This window comes from Paenibacillus wynnii (assembly GCF_030812855.1).
Lineage (GTDB): Bacteria > Bacillota > Bacilli > Paenibacillales > Paenibacillaceae > Paenibacillus_AQ > Paenibacillus_AQ wynnii_A.
The window spans coordinates 1-16,890 of the sequence record NZ_JAUSTK010000011.1 but is presented as its reverse complement, the minus strand read 5'-3'; the positions used below and the strand labels follow the sequence as shown (position 1 = coordinate 16,890).

Below are 16,890 nucleotides of genomic sequence, written 5' to 3'. Positions count from 1 at the left end.
TTATTGCATCAAATATAAATTAACCTTATCCTCGACAATTTTAACAACTTCCAAAATGCCCTCTTTTGAAAGATTGTCATAATGAATTCCCATTACAACAGTCACTGTCCGACGTGTAGCTTCTGCTACTCTCATCGCTATGGACTCAGTGAGGGTGTGCTCTTTATGGTGAGGTACGGCGGAGGTTAACACCTCGATATGGTCTCCAGCGACATAGGCAGTGCTGGTTGCGCCGATATGCCGAACGCCTCCCGTAATCAACAGTAAAAGATCCCGGCCTACAACCGTTTCGGACAATTCTATATCATCCGGATGAACATACGGAGTAGTCAAAGGTTAACCTCCCTCCCCATTATATTAACCGAATTTTACACAATTCCGCGAATTTCATCCAAGGAACGAATATTTTCCTGAATCATAAATTGCTCAAGCTCTTCAACAAGATCGTTTCCTGCCCGTAAATTCATGAAGTTATAAGTGCCAACTTGCACTACTGTAGCACCGGCCATAATAAATTCAATAATATCGGTTGCAGAAGTAATCCCGCCCATGCCTATTACAGGAATAGTTACTCTTTTGGCAACCTGGTGTACCATCCTTAATGCGACCGGCTTGATAGCTGGCCCGGAGAGTCCCGCATACAGATTGTGGAATACACTGCTTCTGCGGCGCACATCTATTTTCATTCCGGAGATGGTATTAATAAGAGAAATAGCGTCCGCACCTTCCTCCTGACACATATAGGCCATATCTGCGATATCCTCTGCATTTGGCGACAACTTAACGGCCAAGGGCAGCTTAGTTGCCCCGCGTACTGCTCGTACTACTTCCTGCGCAGCACAGGTCTTCACACCAAAAGCAATGCCGCCTTCTTTAACATTCGGACAAGAAATATTCAACTCAATCATATCCACAGCCTTATTGCCGGCAAGCATTCTCGCATCAGAATCCTGCTGGATCAATTCCGCTCCGCGCACATAATCATCCATTGTGTTACCGCCAAGGTTAACCATTCGCACCGTATCAAGAGTCTCCCAGTATGGGCATTCCTTCTCCAGAAAGGCCGCAACACCCGGATTCTCCAGACCAACACTATTGAGCATCCCGGAAGCAGTCTCATATACCCGAGTTCCGGGATTCCCCGCTTTGGGATTTAAAGTAAGTCCTTTACCGGAGATCCCTCCAAGCTTGGACACATCATACAGCTTGCCATATTCCCGTCCGAAGCCAAAGGTTCCGGAGGCCATGACAATAGGATTTTTAAATTGGACTTGTCCAATATTTGCGCTCAAATTAATCATGGAAGACCACCTCATCCGCAAAAAATACTGGACCGTCCGTACAAGCTTTACGCTGACCGTCCCGGCAGGAAACGCTGCATACCAAGCAAGCCCCTATACCGCAAGCCATACGATTCTCCATGGACAGGTATACATTCGTTCTACTCCCTGCGGACTCCGCAGCGATACTCTTTAACTGAGCTGCCTTCAGCATAGGATGAGGCCCGCACACAAAGACATGGTCATATTCCGAAAAATCCACGCTGTCTAATATTAATCCGCCTACATCTACCGTCAGCTTGTCGGTATGGAGGCGGAAATCTTCGACTTGAAAAGGTTCACGGCTAAATCCCAAATATACGTCACAGCTTGAGAGTTCTCGTGCACAATATAAAAGAGGTGCAATCCCAATCCCGCCGCCTACAAGAGCGATTCTTCCTTCTACAGCAGGAAAACCGTTGCCGAAAGGACCTTCCAGCCCGATCGCATCACCCGGCTTCAATTCGGATAACAACTCTGTACCTTCACCTACAACATGGTATAAAAAATCAATGCTGTTCTCGTTCACTAGATTTATACTAATAGGTCTCGACAATATCGGATAGGCTCCCCACGCACGCAGCATGTAGAACTGCCCGATTTTGCCGCCATTTCCTCCCTCAACACTGAGGCGATACACTCCATCTGTCAGCCGCTCGTTACTAATCACCGTTCCCACGTTATCAAGCTCCTTCAAATTTAATCTTATTAACCATGCCTTAGAAGGGGCTTAAAATCTGTGACTTTGTTCACAGATAGGAGAGTCTATTTTCTTCTCCAAATGCCTCGTTCATAAGGTTTAGGTACGTTATGCACACCACCCAGCGCTTCTTCGGCATGCAAGGTCCAGTAGGGATCGCTTAGCATCCCTCGTCCGATGGCTACCAGCTCTGCCTGTTCATCATTCACAATGGACTGTGCCTCTTGATAAGATTCAAGTCTTCCTACGGCTATAACTGGTACCTGTAGTCCGCTTCGAATAAATTCCGCTAGGTCCACCTGATAGGCGGAACCTGCATTTGGGCCCCCATTGGAACCGATAGGACCTTCACCACCAGATGACACATGGAACATATCCACTCCTGCTGCCTTATAACGGCGACAGATACCAAGAGCATATTCAGTTCCGTATCCCCCGTCTACATACTCCTTAGCCGATACTCTCATTAATAGTGGCATATCAGCAGGAAGTTCTTCTTTAACTGCTGTAATTACTTGTTCACCAAAGAGTGCCAAGTCGGCCCCGTATTCATCATTTCTTATATTTGTTAAGGGAGAATGGAACTGGTGAATGAGATAACCGTGAGCCCCGTGAATTTCTACAGTGTCAAAACCTGCCTCAACGGCCCTTCTAGCCGCCTGACGGAAAGCCTCAATCAATTCTTCAATACCTTGGGCTGTTAGAGCCGCCGGCGTCTTGGAATGTTCGTCAAAAGGGATTGCTGAAGGTGCTGCTGGAGGTTCGGCATCCTGCGCCTTACGTCCTGCATGCCCTAATTGGATGCCGATTTTGGCACCGTTGGCGTGCACACCCGCTGTTATTCTACGATAGGACTCTATATGTTGGTCGCTCCAAATTCCGGTATCATTATTGGTGATACGCCCATCCGGATGTACACCTGTCATCTCTACAATGATAAGTCCTGTACCTCCAACAGCCCGACTTACATAGTGAACATAATGCCAGTCATTAGGAATTCCGTCCTGGTTCTCTACTGCATACTGACACATCGGAGGCATGACCACCCGGTTCTTCAATCTCATTCCCTTCAATTCATAAGGGGTGAATAAATCTGTCATCCTTTTGCACCCTTCCCATTCTACTTATTGTCTTAAAGAAAATACTCCCGTTTCCATAGTATACACGCATTAATGGTATCTAGAAATGTTTTTGAGGGAGATCTGAGAGAAGCATATTTCCATTCAAGTTGGGGGATACCAACGGAATAAAGGGGTTCGTATATGAATCTTCAAGGAGGAACGGGGATGTCCATTGGGCTCGTAAAAAAAGTAGCATTGTTACTCTTACTCAGCTTCATAATCTCGGGCTTTCCTGCCCCTTCTTCAGAGGCCATACCCGTAACCAGCAAAGGTTCTATACTCCTCTCGAAGCAACAGAATAAAATGAATAAAAAGAGACTCACCATGAGTCAGCTAATTCGTAAATATCCGGAGACATTTAAGACTGGGGGCCCGCGGATCAAATCCGTAGCCCTTACATTTGATGATGTTCCCGATCCACGGTTCACCCCGCAGCTACTTGATGTTCTGCGCAAAAATCAGGTAAGAGCCACTTTTTTTGTTGTAGGCAGCCGCGCTAAAAAACATCCTGATCTGGTAGCCCGGATCGTTAGAGAAGGGCATATTATCGGCAATCACTCATATAATCACCCTCAGTTCCGAAAGCTTAGGATGAAAGAATTCAAAGCTCAAATTTTACGTACGGAGAATATTATTCAAAATATTGTAGGGTATAAGCCCAAGTTGATTCGGCCGCCTTACGGGGAAATTACGGAACAACAGTTGGAATGGGCCAAATCACACGGATATAAAGTAGTGAATTGGAACGTGGACTCTCAGGATTGGAAGGGTCTTCCTAAGGGGGAGGTTAAAGCCAATATCCTTTCTGCTGCCGGTAAAGGAGCTATCATTCTTCAACACGGCGGTGGGGGCCCAAGCAGTCACCTAGAAGGGTCTATACAAGCCCTGCCTGAGGTGATTGCCAATTTGAAGCAACGTGGATACACGTTCGTCACAGTTCCTCAATTACTTCATGTTTCCAAAAGCAAATAAAAAAGCCCCACAAGGCGGGGGCATTTCGAAGTCATTAAATATCGTTTTATTATTGAATCACGTATAATTGTACATATTGAAAACCGAACTCTGACACAAAGCTTTGACTGCCAGGTATAAAGATATCAATTCGATTACCTTTAATGGCGCTACCCATATCCGTTGCAGTCGCCAGAAAGGCCTGCTTGGGTAGTCCCGGGTGCGAATGTCCGGTGACCAGAACCTTTGTGCCCATAGGAATCACATCCGGGTCAACGGCGATAGTCCCCAGCTTAAGCGGTTTTCCAAAGTAATCCACTGCACCCCACTTGCCGTTTTCACTGGCTGCAGATGAATACGCTGTAGCTTTGACTTGTATTGTTTTTTCATAGCTAAATTCTTTGCCCCAAGCTTGGACTGTATTGCTCTCCGGCTCTACATTAAGACTGGCAGTTATCACCTTAGGTTTAACTGTATCCGTCTGTACTGCAGCTCCAACCTTGGCTTTACCCGGAATAATCAGCTTTAGTCCTGGATAAATATTCAGGGGCTGAACCTTGGGATTGGATTTCATGAGTTGGTTCATGTTCACACCGTACTGCTTTGAGAGGTTATAGAAGGTATTCCCTTCGGTAGCGATATGAATTCCATCCGCTTGTGCGGGAACGGCATGCAGCAGCACACTTATTCCAAGAACGGTTGCGAGTGACTTAAATACTGAAAATTTAATCTTCATACTTTGGAAACTTGCCTCCTTGGTACTTCTATGTATAGTAAATGACAACAATGAATATATCACAATTTTGTAACCTATGCCTAAGAAATTGTTACCATTTCGCAATAACTCCATTTTTTCCGTTTATTTTTCGCTGAATTTTAACATTGCGTTAACAAATCTTTCTTCAGTAAATAGTAGAATGATAGAATACTATAGAAACATAAAGATAATGAGCCAACTTTGGAGGGTCTATGAACGAAGAAGAGAAAAAAAACATAAACCACAGCACCCCGGCAACTGCTTATTTAAACAGGGACTTAAGCTGGATAGAATTTAACAGACGTGTGCTTTCAGAGGCTCAGGACCAGGATAATCCACTGTTAGAAAGAGCTCGATTTCTGGCGATTGTGTCGAGTAATTTGGATGAGTTCATCAGTGTTCGCGTAGCTGGAATTCAGGATCAGATCCGTGCAGGCTATACCAAAATGGATTTTACAGGCTATACTCCATCCGGATTATACAAACGTCTTATTAAACGTGTCACCAAAATCATTGCCGATCAATATCGCACCTTTAAGGACATTTCTCGGCAATTGCATAAGGAAGGTATTGTATTCGTTAATTACGAGGATTTAACACACGCTCAGGAACTGGCTGCGGAACAATACTACCGGGATATTATTTTCCCTGTTCTAACTCCAATGGCCGTTGATCAGAGCAGACCCTTCCCGCTCGTGCATAGCCAGTTTATTTATTTGGCTGTCGTGCTCCTTAGTAAAAACAATCACGAAGAGGAACCTTATTTTGCAATTCTGCAAATTCCGTCCAACCTGCCGCGGTGTATTCCGCTTCCTCACCGATCCAATAGTAAGAAAAGGCAATTTGTTTTTATTGAGGATGTAATCAGACAGCATATTCAAACCTTATTTAGCGGCTATGAGCCAGTAGCTGTTAATGAATTTCGATTAACTCGTAACTCCGACCTCACGATTGACGAGGAAGGTGCTGAAGACCTGCTGGAGGAAATTGAAAAAGAATTGCGCAAGCGTCGGAGGGGTGTACCCGCCCGTTTGGAGGTCCAAAAGGGCATTCATCCTTATGCTCTTGAGCAGCTTCAGGCTGAATTTGAAATTGATGATTTCGTATTTGAAGTAGAGGGTCCGCTTGATCTGGGTTTTTTAAGAAACTTTGCCGGAAGTCTTAAAGGTTTCGGTTATCTGAATTTCCCTACTATTGAACCAGCCTATCCTGCAGAATTCGATGAAAATGAGGACTTCTTCGAGGTTCTGCGTGAACGGGATGTGCTTGTTTATCACCCTTATGAATCCTTTGATGCGATGACTGATTTTATTACACAGGCTTCCGAGGATGAGCAGGTTATGGCAATCAAAATGACTCTGTATCGTGTAAGCGGCAAATCGCCTCTCATTACGGCTCTCGCGAATGCAGCGGAATCCGGAAAGCAGGTTACGGTTGTTGTAGAGCTGAAGGCCCGATTCGATGAGGAACGAAATATTGCCTGGGCACGCAAGCTGGAGCAATCCGGCTGTCACGTAGTGTATGGATTGGTCGGACTCAAAACTCATGCCAAAATAACACTTATTGTTCGCCAGGAAGGCCCGGAACTGCGCCGGTATGTTCATGTAGGTACAGGAAACTATAACGATAGTACAGCCAAAGCCTATACAGACCTCAGTCTGTTCACCTCAGAGCATCAAATTGGATTGGATGCTTCAGAGCTGTTTAATCAAATGACAGGCTATTCCTCTAAATACGACTGGAATTCCTTCATAGTCGCACCTACCAACATGAGTCTCTCCTTAGAGAGGTTAATGCATCGTGAGGCAGCACATGCTGCCGCAGGAAGACCAGCACGGATCATTGCTAAGATGAACTCTCTCTCTAATCAGCCGGTTATTGACGATCTGTACAGCGCGGCTCAAGCCGGTGTGGATATTGACTTGATCATTCGCGGGGTTTGCTGTTTGCGTCCAGGTATCCCTGGCTTAAGCGAACGGATCACCGTGCGCAGTATTGTGGACCGTTTCCTGGAGCATTCACGCATTTACTATTTCGAGAACGGCGGCAAACCCGAGGTGTATTTATCCAGTGCAGACTGGATGACCCGCAACCTTACCCGCCGGATTGAACTGATGTGCCCAGTGTTAAATAGTGATATCCGTAAACAAATTATTAAGATCCTGGAAATGTCTCTCAAAGACAATGTGAAGTCCAGCTTCCTACAATTTAACGGAAACTATGAACGCCCGGACGACAAAAAGGCCCCTTTCCGGAGCCAGTTTGCTGCAATGGATGTTAAGCGTTGGAAGGGAAATCGAGCTTTACTTTCAAATCCCAAACATTCTTAAAGGCCTTGAGGGCGTTCTCTATGTCTTCTACACCAAGTAGCGGGCCATGAACGCCTTTCAGGTTAATGTCTAGATTATTGCCGCGCAAATAAGCTTCAAGATCCGTTACAACACCGGTCTCACTGCCATCCAGTGCAATACTTAATTGCACCAGTGTCCCGAGCTTATGAATCCATTCTTCGTCGGAAGCCAGCAAAATGTCCTTGTGCGTAAGGGACAATTTCTGCTTCCGGCTTTTTGTGCTATACGAGGCGATCAGTGCACACAGGATAAGCTGGCGATGAGATAGTCCCCGTATAGGTGAATTCATCAACCAATAACGAGTATGACGTTTGGATTGATAATAATTAATATTGGAACCGGTTCGGTGCAGCATTATGGAGACGTAAATCAACATCTCTTGCTCTTTCGTATTGCCTCCATTTTTCAACGAGTCAAAAAGACGGTTAGCCAGCTTGCAAACATGATCTAAATGCCGTTTAGAAGCATGGATATCAAAGCTTAGAATAGTACCCAGACTATACTCTAATGAACTGTCACGCACTGGAGCCTCGGGCTCAAGCAAATCATGCAGCATACCTTCGCGGAGACCCTCTCCGCTGATTATTGCACTGCTCGCACCGATATATTGGTATACCGTTTGAAAGATAATTAACCCCGACACGATGATATCTGCCCGGCTTTTGGACAAGCCATCCAGATCCTTACGTTTCTCGAAAGTCATCTCAGGTAAGATACTCATAAAGCGATCAATAGTTTCACTGGACATGGTATACCCATGCGAGTTCGGCAATGAATATTCTCGTTGCTTCTGATCCAGCTTACCTAGTGAACGAAGTGTACCCCCAAGCCCAAACAAAGGTAACCCTGTACCGGTATTCAGCCAGGAATGCTCCACCAATCTACCGGTTACATAAGCTTGGAGCTTGCGTACCTGGTCAGCATTCCAATTGCCGCCAAGGCCAAACATGACATTGGTATTCACAGCTCCAAAGGGAAAGGAAATACTGTGTTCATAGCGACGTCCGCGGAATAAGGTAATCTCCGTACTCCCCCCGCCAATATCTATAACAAAGCCGTCCTCTATATCAAAGGCATTGATGACCCCCAGAAATCCAAAGTAGGCTTCCTGATACCCACTGATTATTTCGATAGGAATCGATGAGGCTTCTGATAAATAGGTAATAATCTCTTCGGAGTTAGCCGCATTACGAATCGCTGCAGTTGCCCCGGCTCTTACTTTATCAACACCAAAGGCCTGGCATACTTCTTTAAATTGCATCAGGACCGGAACTACAGTCTTCATATCCTTCTGCTCAAGTCGTCCCTCTTTGGTAATCTTCTCACTCAGACGGGCGGAGCTCTTACATTCCTTTATAATTTTATATCCACCTTCCGGTGTCGTATCATATATCACAAGGCGAATGGAGTTGGATCCGATATCAATGATCCCAATCCGACAGAGGTTATCTCCCATTAATGTATGTACTCCTTTGCAAAGTTGATTGATCATCTATTATACATGGTTTATATGCATAAATGAAACGGCCTCCGGTAATTATCACCGAGGGCCGTTTCAACCACTATGATTACAGAACCTTGCTTAAGAAGTCCTGTGTCCGTATATTCTGCGGATTTCCGAATACTTCTGCAGGAGTGCCCTGCTCTACGATTACTCCGCCGTCCATGAAAAGGATACGATCCCCTACCTCACGGGCAAAGCCCATCTCATGCGTAACAATAATCATCGTCATTCCGTCTTCAGCCAGCTTTTTCATAACCTCAAGCACTTCGCCGACCATTTCGGGGTCAAGTGCTGACGTAGGTTCATCGAACAGCATCACATGGGGCTGCATTGCAAGCGCCCGCGCAATCGCAATCCGCTGCTTTTGCCCACCGGACAGCTGGGAAGGGTATGCATCCTTTTTATCCTCAAGACCTACTGTTCTCAGAAGCTCCATTGCGATTTTCTCTGCTTCGCTTGTTTGGATCTTCTTTACTTTAACCGGAGCTAAGGTAATATTTTGCAGTACGGTTTTATGAGGGAACAGGTTAAATTGCTGGAACACCATGCCCATTTTTTCACGAGTAATGTTGATATCATGCTTCTTAGCGGTAATAGATTGGCCTTCAAAGCTAATATCACCACCAGTTGGCTCCTCCAGAAGGTTCAAACAACGCAGAAAGGTACTTTTACCCGATCCACTGGGTCCAATAACAACGACAACCTCACCTTTTTGGACTTCCAAATCGATGCCTTTTAGGATTTCCAGCTTTCCGAAGTGCTTTTGTAAGTTTCTAACCTCGATCATCTGTATTTAACCTCCTTTCCAATCTGCCAAGAAGTTTGGACAGTGTAAATGTCATCACAAAGTACATGAATGCAATAATTACAAGCGGCGTAAAGCCGTCATAAGTAATCGTTGATACAGACCGTGATTGGAACATCAAATCCATTACCCCGATAAAAGATACGATGGATGATTCCTTGATAATGGTAATAAATTCATTCCCGATCGCCGGCAGAACACTTTTGAGTGCTTGGGGAAGAACGATAAAACGCATGGTCATTCCCTGTCTCATCCCTAGGGAACGTGCTGCCTCTACTTGTCCGCGGTCCACGCCTTGAATCCCTGCACGGAAAATTTCAGCTAGATAAGCCGAACTGTTAATGGACAACGTAATCGCTCCGGATTCCATTGCGGTAAATTCAATACCGAATGTTGCGAGACCATAATGGATCAGAAAGAGCTGAACCAGCATTGGTGTCCCGCGCAGGAACTCCACCCAGGCCGTAGCGATAAAACGAACCAGCCACCATTTGGACATACGCAGCAATGCAATGGCGATCCCGAGCACAAAACCGAAGAACACGCCTAAAACTGCTAACAGCAATGTGTACTGTAATCCTGATAAAAAAAAGTTCCGATATTCATAAGCCATATTAAAAATATTCATTAAACGTAACCTCCGATCTCCAAAAAAATAGAAAACAGCGGGTTACCGCCATTTTCTGAAGGGTCTAACCTCCTGCTATGCAGGATTTATTCTTGGTAGTGGCTTCTGAATTTACTTATTTGCTCTCAGACAATTCACTTGCCGCTGCAACATACTCATCGATCTTGCCTTCTGAGTTCAGACGGGTAAGTGTCTTATTCACTTGATCAAGAAGCTCCGTGTTCCCTTTTTTAATACCGATTACGTAACCATCATCTTCAACCTCTGGTGTAGCATCGGTAATCACTAAGCCTTTTACATTCTTAACAAAAGATTTGGCAACCGGCCCTTCCATGATGGAAGCATCTACACGGTTGGTTTGAAGCTGAAGCACGATTTCAGATATTTTAGTTAGCGATGTCAACTGTGCGCCTTCGATTCCCTTAGCGATATCCTCTTGAATGGAACCCGCTTGAACACCGATCTTAGCACCCTTAAGTGTATCCATGGTTGCAAATTTGTCTTTGTCTGCTTCACGCACTACTACGGCTTGTTGTGCTTTGTAGTAAATATCTGACAGGTCAACGGCTTTTCTGCGTTCTTCAGTCGGACTAAGCCCGGAGATAACCATATCAATCTTCCCGCTTGACAGCTCATTCAGCAAGGATTCGAACGGCAAATCTTTAATAACAAGCTCTGCACCCATATCGGCAGCAATATCTTTAGCAATATCAATATCAAAACCAACGATTGTATCATTGCCGCCTACAACCTTATGAAATTCATAAGGAGGAAAGTCAGCACTAGTACCTAAGGTAATCGTCTTTGTGGTTGGAGCTTTGTCCGTATTGCCTGCTGCAGCAGAATTATTGTCATTCTTATTTTGGCCACAGCCTGTAAGTAAACCTACAGTAAGCAGCATTCCTAATGATATTTTACCCCATTTGTTCATTCTTATATCTCCCCTATTCTCTTTTTCATTCTGTAATTTGCCTTGTTGACCGATTTATTATAAATCACATCGCATGAATATGCAAAGGCATTTTTGTGACAAGCCTGTCATTTATTAGACTCGGTGCGAATCGACACTCTACCCATATCCGATATTTAAATTGAACATACTGGCAGCTCCTTCCTGTCGATTCATAAAGGTAGTCATAATACTCGCTCTTATTAAGAGTAATAAATTTCGAAACAAATATTACATAAATATGAATGGCAACATATCCTAAAAGGATATTATAGAAATAAAGGTGTTTATGATTCATACAGATGATCTAAAGGGTAAAAAGTATGTTAAATAATTCGTCATACTTATACCCGTTTCATTAATAAGGAGGTACTGTCATGCTTTTGGAAGCTTTGTACCATGTGCCTCGAGATAAATGGGCCTATGCTTACGATACAGAAACTATACATTTGCGAGTTCGCACCAAAAAAGATGATGTCGATTGTGTTGTGGCTTTAACCGGTGATAAATATGACTGGGAGCACACCTATTTCGAGGTGATGATGGAGAAGGCCGCAACTGATGATTGTTTCGATTACTGGGAGTGTGCCGTCCGGCCGAAGTACAAACGTTTGTGCTACACATTCCGCTTAAGTACAGGTCCTGTAAGTATATACTTATTGGATAACGGCACACGTTACGAATGTCCCCCTCCCCCCATTCATTACTTTGAGTTTCCTTATATCCACGAAATTGATCTATTTAAGGTACCTGCGTGGGCAAAGGAAGCTGTGTTTTATCAAATCATGCCGGATCGTTTCGCCAAAGGAAATCCTTCAATAGATCCTGACGGAACCGAACCCTGGGGCGGCATTCCTAAATTAGATAATTTCTTTGGAGGAGATCTGCAAGGCGTGCTGGATCATCTAGATGACCTGCTGGAGCTGGGTATTAATGCCATCTATTTCACTCCCGTATTTGTCTCCCCTTCCAATCATAAATACGATATCGTTGACTATAAAAAGGTCGATCCTCACTTTGGTGATAATGCATTGTTGAAGAGGTTGGTTGAAGAATGCCATAGTAAGGGGATTCGTGTAATGCTCGATGCCGTATTTAATCATTGCAGCGATAAATTCCCACCCTTTGAAGACGTTCTGAAGAACGGGAAGAATTCGAAATATAAGGATTGGTTCCATATTAATTCTTTCCCGGCTGAAGTTGTCGATGGTATCCCTACCTATGACACCTTTGGCTTTTTTAGTAATATGCCGAAATTTAATACAGCCAATCCAGAGGTCAAAAACTATCTTCTGGAAATTGCTGATTACTGGATTAGAGAAATAAAGGTGGATGGCTGGCGACTGGATGTAGCCAATGAGGTGGATCACCATTTCTGGCGCGATTTTCGTAAAGTGGTGAAATCCGCAAATCCGGATGCTTATATTGTCGGAGAAGTATGGAGTGATTCCCTCACATGGCTGCTTGGTGACCAATTTGATTCTGTGATGAATTACCCCTTCTCTGGGACGGTGCTGGAGTTTTTCAATGGCGGAATTAGCAGCGGAACCTTCGGAAACCGTATTGGCGCATTGCTAATGAGATACCCGCAGCAGACCAATGAAGTAGTCTTTAACCTATTGAGCAGTCACGATACGCCGCGCCTTCTAACTTGCCTCGGAGAAGATAAACGGCGGTTACAGCTGGCGATTGTGTTTTTGTTCACTTTCATGGGTACTCCATGTATTTACTACGGAGATGAGATGGGCCTTACCGGGTATGAAGATCCCGACTGTCGCAAATGTATGGAATGGGATCCGGATAAGCAGGACCGTGAACTCTACAATTTCTATCGAAACATGATTGCATTACGGAAAAAGAACAATGCGCTGCGCGAAGGACGTTTTCGTATTCTTCAAGCATATGATGATGATTCCTGCATCGTCTACGAACGCGTAGATGATGCAATCCACTTTACGATTTGGATGAACAATACTCCCGAACCTCGCACACTGAGCCACCCTATGGAGACAGATGATTGGCAAGACTCCCTTACCGGAGAGCCTGTTATCCCTGAAGACGGCATGATGAACATTCCGCTCGATCCCTATGGATATCGGATTTTGTGCCGTAGTCTCTGAGCGGCCGCTCCGCGAACGGAACGTTGCTCCAATCGCTGTTGTGTCCAGATTTTATGAATTTTACCTTAACGGTATAAATCCGGACACAAAGGCGACCGCTTTCGCTTTTCCGCAATCGTTCCGTCCTCTCCGCTGAGTTCAGCGGTACACTTCATAGCTATAAAAGCTAAAAAACTAACCAGCCTCCATGTCTTGGAGACTGGCTAGTTTTCGTTTTTTGATTTCTAGTGGCCTGTTTTAGCTGCCCAAAGAAAATTAAGTATTAGACTGACCTCAATATTTCAAACGAAGGCAGCTATTAAAGAGAAAATAAAGTTATACCTTCCGCTGTGTTGTTTAACTAACGTGTCCCGTTAGCTCAACGATTCTTCGGTTATAAAAAATCCAACAGGATAGTTCTCATCGTCTTCTTCATCTACATCGGGGTATCGATTAAAGACTGAAAGGAAATTGTCGTGTTTAATCAAATGTTCGATTAGTTGTTCAATTCTTTCCCTACTTATAATATCTACCAACACCATATCGCTGGACCAAAAATAAGCACCGTTCATGCATTCACCGGTTTGTATATTTTTTTGTCTCAACGTCTCGATATTTCGGTAAGTGAAAACGGTTGCAATCCATTTGGAGCGATCTGGAAAGACAACAATAACATCGGAATTTTTATCCTTACAATCCCATGATCCTACGGGCCATATTTCAGCTTCAATCCATACACACCGCTTTGAAAAGCACATGGACAATCTCCTTTATTAGGTTGTATTTAGGCTATCGTCTTCCGTAGGAGTTGAATCAATTTTCGTTTACGAAAGGCTTATAATCTTGTTCGTACGATAATTTTGTTTCCTCAAACGTTGGAATATCTATGAATTCTACATTTTCTGTGTCCAATCCTAAAAAATCTTTTGCAATTATTCTTATGCTTTTCTTAATTTCATCGACGTCCCAATAATTGGATAATTTTGACCACATATCGATATAGATAGGTTTATACCCATCTATATTCGTCGGAGCAGAATGAGGAACTTGACGAGAAACATCTTCTAAGTCTCTTGGGTATATATAATGATAGTGAATATCTTCATAACCATTTATAAAACTTTCAATTTCCTCACAATATTCTTTGTCATCACCAATAATATCCATATCGTATTTTAAAAGATTGATTAGATCTGTCACGGTTGTAAGTTCAAAATAACCTAAAAAATTCATTTGATTTTGATCAGAATAAAGCGTAATTTCATCATTTCCGCTCTTACTACAGAGACCATAAGCCCCATACCAAAATAACCAATGTCGAACTCGCACAAATATTGTTTGTATATTAATCACCTACCTGAAAGTCTTATACCACCATTAAATATTGAAACAGGCGTATGGTTTGCCCTATCGTCCTCTACTTCTAAATAAGCAGTACGCTCATATCTTAACACATATTGGAAGTATCCTGCCCGTTAGTTGAACAAAAAACAGCCGATCACGTTGATCTGCTGCCTTCTTGTTTTTATTGAGCTAGCGTTTCCAGTTAGGTTAATGCACTTATTCGATCTTGTTTTCTCTATGCATCATTACCATCTACATTGCCTTAGGCTTTCCCTTTCTGATACATTACTTTTTTTTCTAACTTTAATGATTTTTATTCCATTCTCGGGTGTATCAATTAATGTGAAAATGATTCTATCATATGAAGGAGCGTGATGTCCTGCAAAGTTTAATGCACTTGCAGTAACTATATGTCTTCGTGTATCACCTTTAATTCGCTCAATGCTATCTATCCTTGGACACATTATAAAATTCGGATAATCCTTCTCGATTACAGAAAAGTATCTTGTGTACAATGTTTCCTCCAGAAGTTCTTCTTTTGGTGGTCCAATAGGTTCATACTTCCAGCCTACAATGATCCAATCATAAAGCTCTTGCGAAGTTAATCGGATTTTTTTCTTGTTCTTTGTAAGTACAATTTCACCATCAACGGCAGTGCATGTCTTGATAGGACGACCATTACAGCTATGCGCTGGTTCTAAAGTTATTAGATCACCGTTGAGCATGTTTATTTTTAATAGTAATGGAACTTTATCACCCTCTAACTCGGTTGCCTGTTCGCTAGGACTTGATGTATTAATCCAATTAATAACTTTTCGAATAATCCTTTCGTCATATCCATCTGTCATGCTGAAAATCCTTGAATCATCTGTTCCTTTTAAACGAACTACTTGCATTGATGAAATTTTACTATCAGTTAGCTTTAATAAATTTATTCCGTCATTTGCTTCTGCTAATAAATGTGTCGGGAAAATTAATCCAGCAAGCAAAAGGAACACAGTTAATTTCATTTTCTTCAATTATCATCACCTATGGATACTGTCACCATTTTTTAGGGAAAGTATGTACACATAATTCAAACGTTTCATTGAACTATCCTGCCCGTTAGCTGAACAGTTTGTGATGATAATGACGGCATAACGTAAGTGCGTTCACGAACCTTCACTACCTCATGGCTTGCCGGGATGCGCTTAGGTGGTGCGGCCGTGTCCTGGCATTAACCACTACGACATATTTTCTAGGACCGATGTGGCTTGTCAGCCGATGCACGAACACATTGTTAGATGAAGTACAACCTTCCGATACACTATCTAATTGCTTAATTATTTACTACTACTTCAAAGCCTACTTCTTGTATAGATCCTGTAAATCCACTTCCATTTCTTTGCATACCTTTAAACGGAAAGCCAAAAGTCATTCTTCTGTGCTTATCAAGTGGTATAACAATTCTCTCAAATTCAATGTCTACATCATCTAGATAATTTGGAAGGATCGGGTTGATTGCAATTTTATCTACTTCCCCATAATTGAATAATGTGAAAGAACAATCAGCTGTTACAATATTCTCTTCTGATTTAAAACTACACTTGCCACTAGATATATCAATTGAATCAATTCCATTAGAGTTGTACTTTACTAAGAACATCACCCCTTCAGTTATAAAGGGAAAAACAAGAAAAAATGCAATACAACCAATAACTAATCGACTTGAAATCTTAGGGTATCTAGAACGATAATACCTTGCCGCTCCAATAAATCCCATAATAAAGAGAATAATGCCAATTATCACAGGTAAATGTAAGCCTGAATTTTCTTCGTTTGTCCATGGCGAAAATCCAATTGTTTTAAAAATACTATCACCAAATGAATGCTTCAAATGATTCTGTGATACAAGAAATAACGCTAAAATTATAGCAATTAAAGAATAATGTCCTTTCTTCATTGCAACCACTCCCATAATAATTCACTGTATTAATTTCATCCAACGTCATATTTACTAAATTCATTAATTTTTCTATATTTAGGGTATTCGCGAAATAGATTGAACTAACCTCCCTCTATGGGGAATCACTTTTCTCTTGAATGCTCGTTATATCTTTAGTTTCTAATTTTATTCGTTCAGTGCAGACAACTTTATGTTGGAATCAAGTTGAAATTGAAGAAAATGTTGGGACGAGGAAAAGCGCAAAAGAACATCTCCTTAACCACAGTCTGAAGAAAGTGGTTACTTAGGAAAAGTATGGTTGCACTTATGGATCTCCACATTTCTCATGGAGGTCAACCCTCCCAAGTCTCACAGAGTCTACGCTCCCACATTCCTTCATTCAACCTGTCCATGAGGTGGAGGTCAGATATGCTGCCC

At 42.9% G+C, this 16,890-nt stretch carries 16 protein-coding genes; 3 read left to right on the top strand and 13 right to left on the bottom strand.

Features of this window, described 5'->3' with window-relative positions; genetic code table 11:
* From lpdD to J2T20_RS12645, 4 genes are all read right to left on the bottom strand, one after another.
* Positions 1-333 (bottom strand): prenylated flavin chaperone LpdD, encoded by a 333-nt coding sequence (gene lpdD / locus J2T20_RS12660; protein WP_307588824.1) that lies wholly within the window; start codon positions 331-333, stop codon positions 1-3.
* Positions 334-368: 35 nt separating this feature from the next.
* Positions 369-1,301, bottom strand: coding sequence for a dihydroorotate dehydrogenase (locus tag J2T20_RS12655; protein WP_307588822.1), 933 nt, complete (start codon positions 1,299-1,301; stop codon positions 369-371).
* The gene (locus J2T20_RS12650) at positions 1,294-1,998 is read right to left on the bottom strand and encodes a dihydroorotate dehydrogenase electron transfer subunit (RefSeq protein ID WP_307588820.1); all 705 of its coding nucleotides are present in this window, start codon (positions 1,996-1,998) and stop codon (positions 1,294-1,296) included. The genes J2T20_RS12655 and J2T20_RS12650 overlap by 8 nt, the downstream gene beginning before the upstream one ends.
* An 86-nt stretch (positions 1,999-2,084) precedes the next feature.
* A complete protein-coding gene (locus J2T20_RS12645; RefSeq protein ID WP_307588818.1) occupies positions 2,085-3,119 on the bottom strand; it encodes an NADH:flavin oxidoreductase/NADH oxidase in 1,035 nt (344 codons plus the stop codon).
* A gap of 162 nt (positions 3,120-3,281) precedes the next feature.
* On the opposite strand from J2T20_RS12645, the gene J2T20_RS12640 reads away from it, so the two are divergent.
* A complete protein-coding gene (locus tag J2T20_RS12640; protein WP_307588816.1) occupies positions 3,282-4,112 on the top strand; it encodes a polysaccharide deacetylase family protein in 831 nt (276 codons plus the stop codon).
* Positions 4,113-4,161: 49 nt separating this feature from the next.
* On the opposite strand, the gene J2T20_RS12635 is transcribed toward J2T20_RS12640, so the two are convergent.
* Positions 4,162-4,827: a 3D domain-containing protein gene (locus J2T20_RS12635; protein WP_307588815.1), complete on the bottom strand. Its 666-nt coding sequence runs from the start codon at positions 4,825-4,827 to the stop codon at positions 4,162-4,164.
* A gap of 233 nt (positions 4,828-5,060) precedes the next feature.
* Here J2T20_RS12635 and ppk1 point away from each other — a divergent pair, with 233 nt between their 5' ends.
* Positions 5,061-7,178, top strand: coding sequence for a polyphosphate kinase 1 (gene ppk1 / locus J2T20_RS12630; protein WP_307588813.1), 2,118 nt, complete (start codon positions 5,061-5,063; stop codon positions 7,176-7,178).
* On the opposite strand, the gene J2T20_RS12625 is transcribed toward ppk1, so the two are convergent.
* The 4 genes from J2T20_RS12625 to J2T20_RS12610 all read right to left on the bottom strand — a co-directional run bounded on the left by J2T20_RS12625 (position 7,126) and on the right by J2T20_RS12610 (position 11,067).
* Entirely contained in the window at positions 7,126-8,655 is a 1,530-nt protein-coding gene (locus tag J2T20_RS12625) for a Ppx/GppA phosphatase family protein (RefSeq protein ID WP_307588811.1), read from the bottom strand. The genes ppk1 and J2T20_RS12625 overlap by 53 nt on opposite strands.
* Positions 8,656-8,767: 112 nt before the next feature.
* On the bottom strand, positions 8,768-9,490 hold the full coding sequence (locus tag J2T20_RS12620; protein WP_307588809.1) for an amino acid ABC transporter ATP-binding protein: 723 nt from the start codon (positions 9,488-9,490) through the stop codon (positions 8,768-8,770).
* Complete coding sequence (locus J2T20_RS12615; protein WP_307588808.1) at positions 9,477-10,136, bottom strand: amino acid ABC transporter permease; 660 nt, start codon at positions 10,134-10,136, stop codon at positions 9,477-9,479. The genes J2T20_RS12620 and J2T20_RS12615 overlap by 14 nt, the downstream gene beginning before the upstream one ends.
* A gap of 115 nt (positions 10,137-10,251) precedes the next feature.
* Positions 10,252-11,067: a transporter substrate-binding domain-containing protein gene (locus J2T20_RS12610; RefSeq protein WP_307588806.1), complete on the bottom strand. Its 816-nt coding sequence runs from the start codon at positions 11,065-11,067 to the stop codon at positions 10,252-10,254.
* Between the two features lie 395 nt (positions 11,068-11,462).
* Here J2T20_RS12610 and J2T20_RS12605 point away from each other — a divergent pair, with 395 nt between their 5' ends.
* The gene (locus tag J2T20_RS12605; protein WP_307588804.1) at positions 11,463-13,205 is read left to right on the top strand and encodes an alpha-glycosidase; all 1,743 of its coding nucleotides are present in this window, start codon (positions 11,463-11,465) and stop codon (positions 13,203-13,205) included.
* A 353-nt stretch (positions 13,206-13,558) separates the two neighbouring features.
* On the opposite strand, the gene J2T20_RS12600 is transcribed toward J2T20_RS12605, so the two are convergent.
* The 4 genes from J2T20_RS12600 to J2T20_RS12585 all read right to left on the bottom strand — a co-directional run bounded on the left by J2T20_RS12600 (position 13,559) and on the right by J2T20_RS12585 (position 16,470).
* The gene (locus J2T20_RS12600) at positions 13,559-13,942 is read right to left on the bottom strand and encodes a hypothetical protein (RefSeq protein WP_307588803.1); all 384 of its coding nucleotides are present in this window, start codon (positions 13,940-13,942) and stop codon (positions 13,559-13,561) included.
* Positions 13,943-13,997: 55 nt separating this feature from the next.
* Positions 13,998-14,537, bottom strand: coding sequence for a hypothetical protein (locus J2T20_RS12595; RefSeq protein ID WP_307588801.1), 540 nt, complete (start codon positions 14,535-14,537; stop codon positions 13,998-14,000).
* Positions 14,538-14,773: 236 nt separating this feature from the next.
* Positions 14,774-15,547 (bottom strand): hypothetical protein, encoded by a 774-nt coding sequence (locus tag J2T20_RS12590; RefSeq protein WP_307588799.1) that lies wholly within the window; start codon positions 15,545-15,547, stop codon positions 14,774-14,776.
* Positions 15,548-15,846: 299 nt separating this feature from the next.
* Positions 15,847-16,470, bottom strand: coding sequence for a hypothetical protein (locus J2T20_RS12585; protein WP_307588798.1), 624 nt, complete (start codon positions 16,468-16,470; stop codon positions 15,847-15,849).
* Positions 16,471-16,890 lie beyond the last annotated feature (420 nt).

Coding starts and splice junctions, on each gene's coding strand:
- J2T20_RS12655 (WP_307588822.1), bottom strand. CDS start 1,301: ATGATTAATTTGAGCGCAAATATTGGACAAGTCCAATTTAAAAATCCT.
- J2T20_RS12645 (WP_307588818.1), bottom strand. CDS start 3,119: ATGACAGATTTATTCACCCCTTATGAATTGAAGGGAATGAGATTGAAG.
- J2T20_RS12640 (WP_307588816.1), top strand. CDS start 3,282: ATGAATCTTCAAGGAGGAACGGGGATGTCCATTGGGCTCGTAAAAAAA.
- J2T20_RS12635 (WP_307588815.1), bottom strand. CDS start 4,827: ATGAAGATTAAATTTTCAGTATTTAAGTCACTCGCAACCGTTCTTGGA.
- ppk1 (WP_307588813.1), top strand. CDS start 5,061: ATGAACGAAGAAGAGAAAAAAAACATAAACCACAGCACCCCGGCAACT.
- J2T20_RS12625 (WP_307588811.1), bottom strand. CDS start 8,655: ATGGGAGATAACCTCTGTCGGATTGGGATCATTGATATCGGATCCAAC.
- J2T20_RS12620 (WP_307588809.1), bottom strand. CDS start 9,490: ATGATCGAGGTTAGAAACTTACAAAAGCACTTCGGAAAGCTGGAAATC.
- J2T20_RS12615 (WP_307588808.1), bottom strand. CDS start 10,136: ATGAATATTTTTAATATGGCTTATGAATATCGGAACTTTTTTTTATCA.
- J2T20_RS12610 (WP_307588806.1), bottom strand. CDS start 11,067: ATGAACAAATGGGGTAAAATATCATTAGGAATGCTGCTTACTGTAGGT.
- J2T20_RS12605 (WP_307588804.1), top strand. CDS start 11,463: ATGCTTTTGGAAGCTTTGTACCATGTGCCTCGAGATAAATGGGCCTAT.
- J2T20_RS12600 (WP_307588803.1), bottom strand. CDS start 13,942: ATGTGCTTTTCAAAGCGGTGTGTATGGATTGAAGCTGAAATATGGCCC.
- J2T20_RS12585 (WP_307588798.1), bottom strand. CDS start 16,470: ATGAAGAAAGGACATTATTCTTTAATTGCTATAATTTTAGCGTTATTT.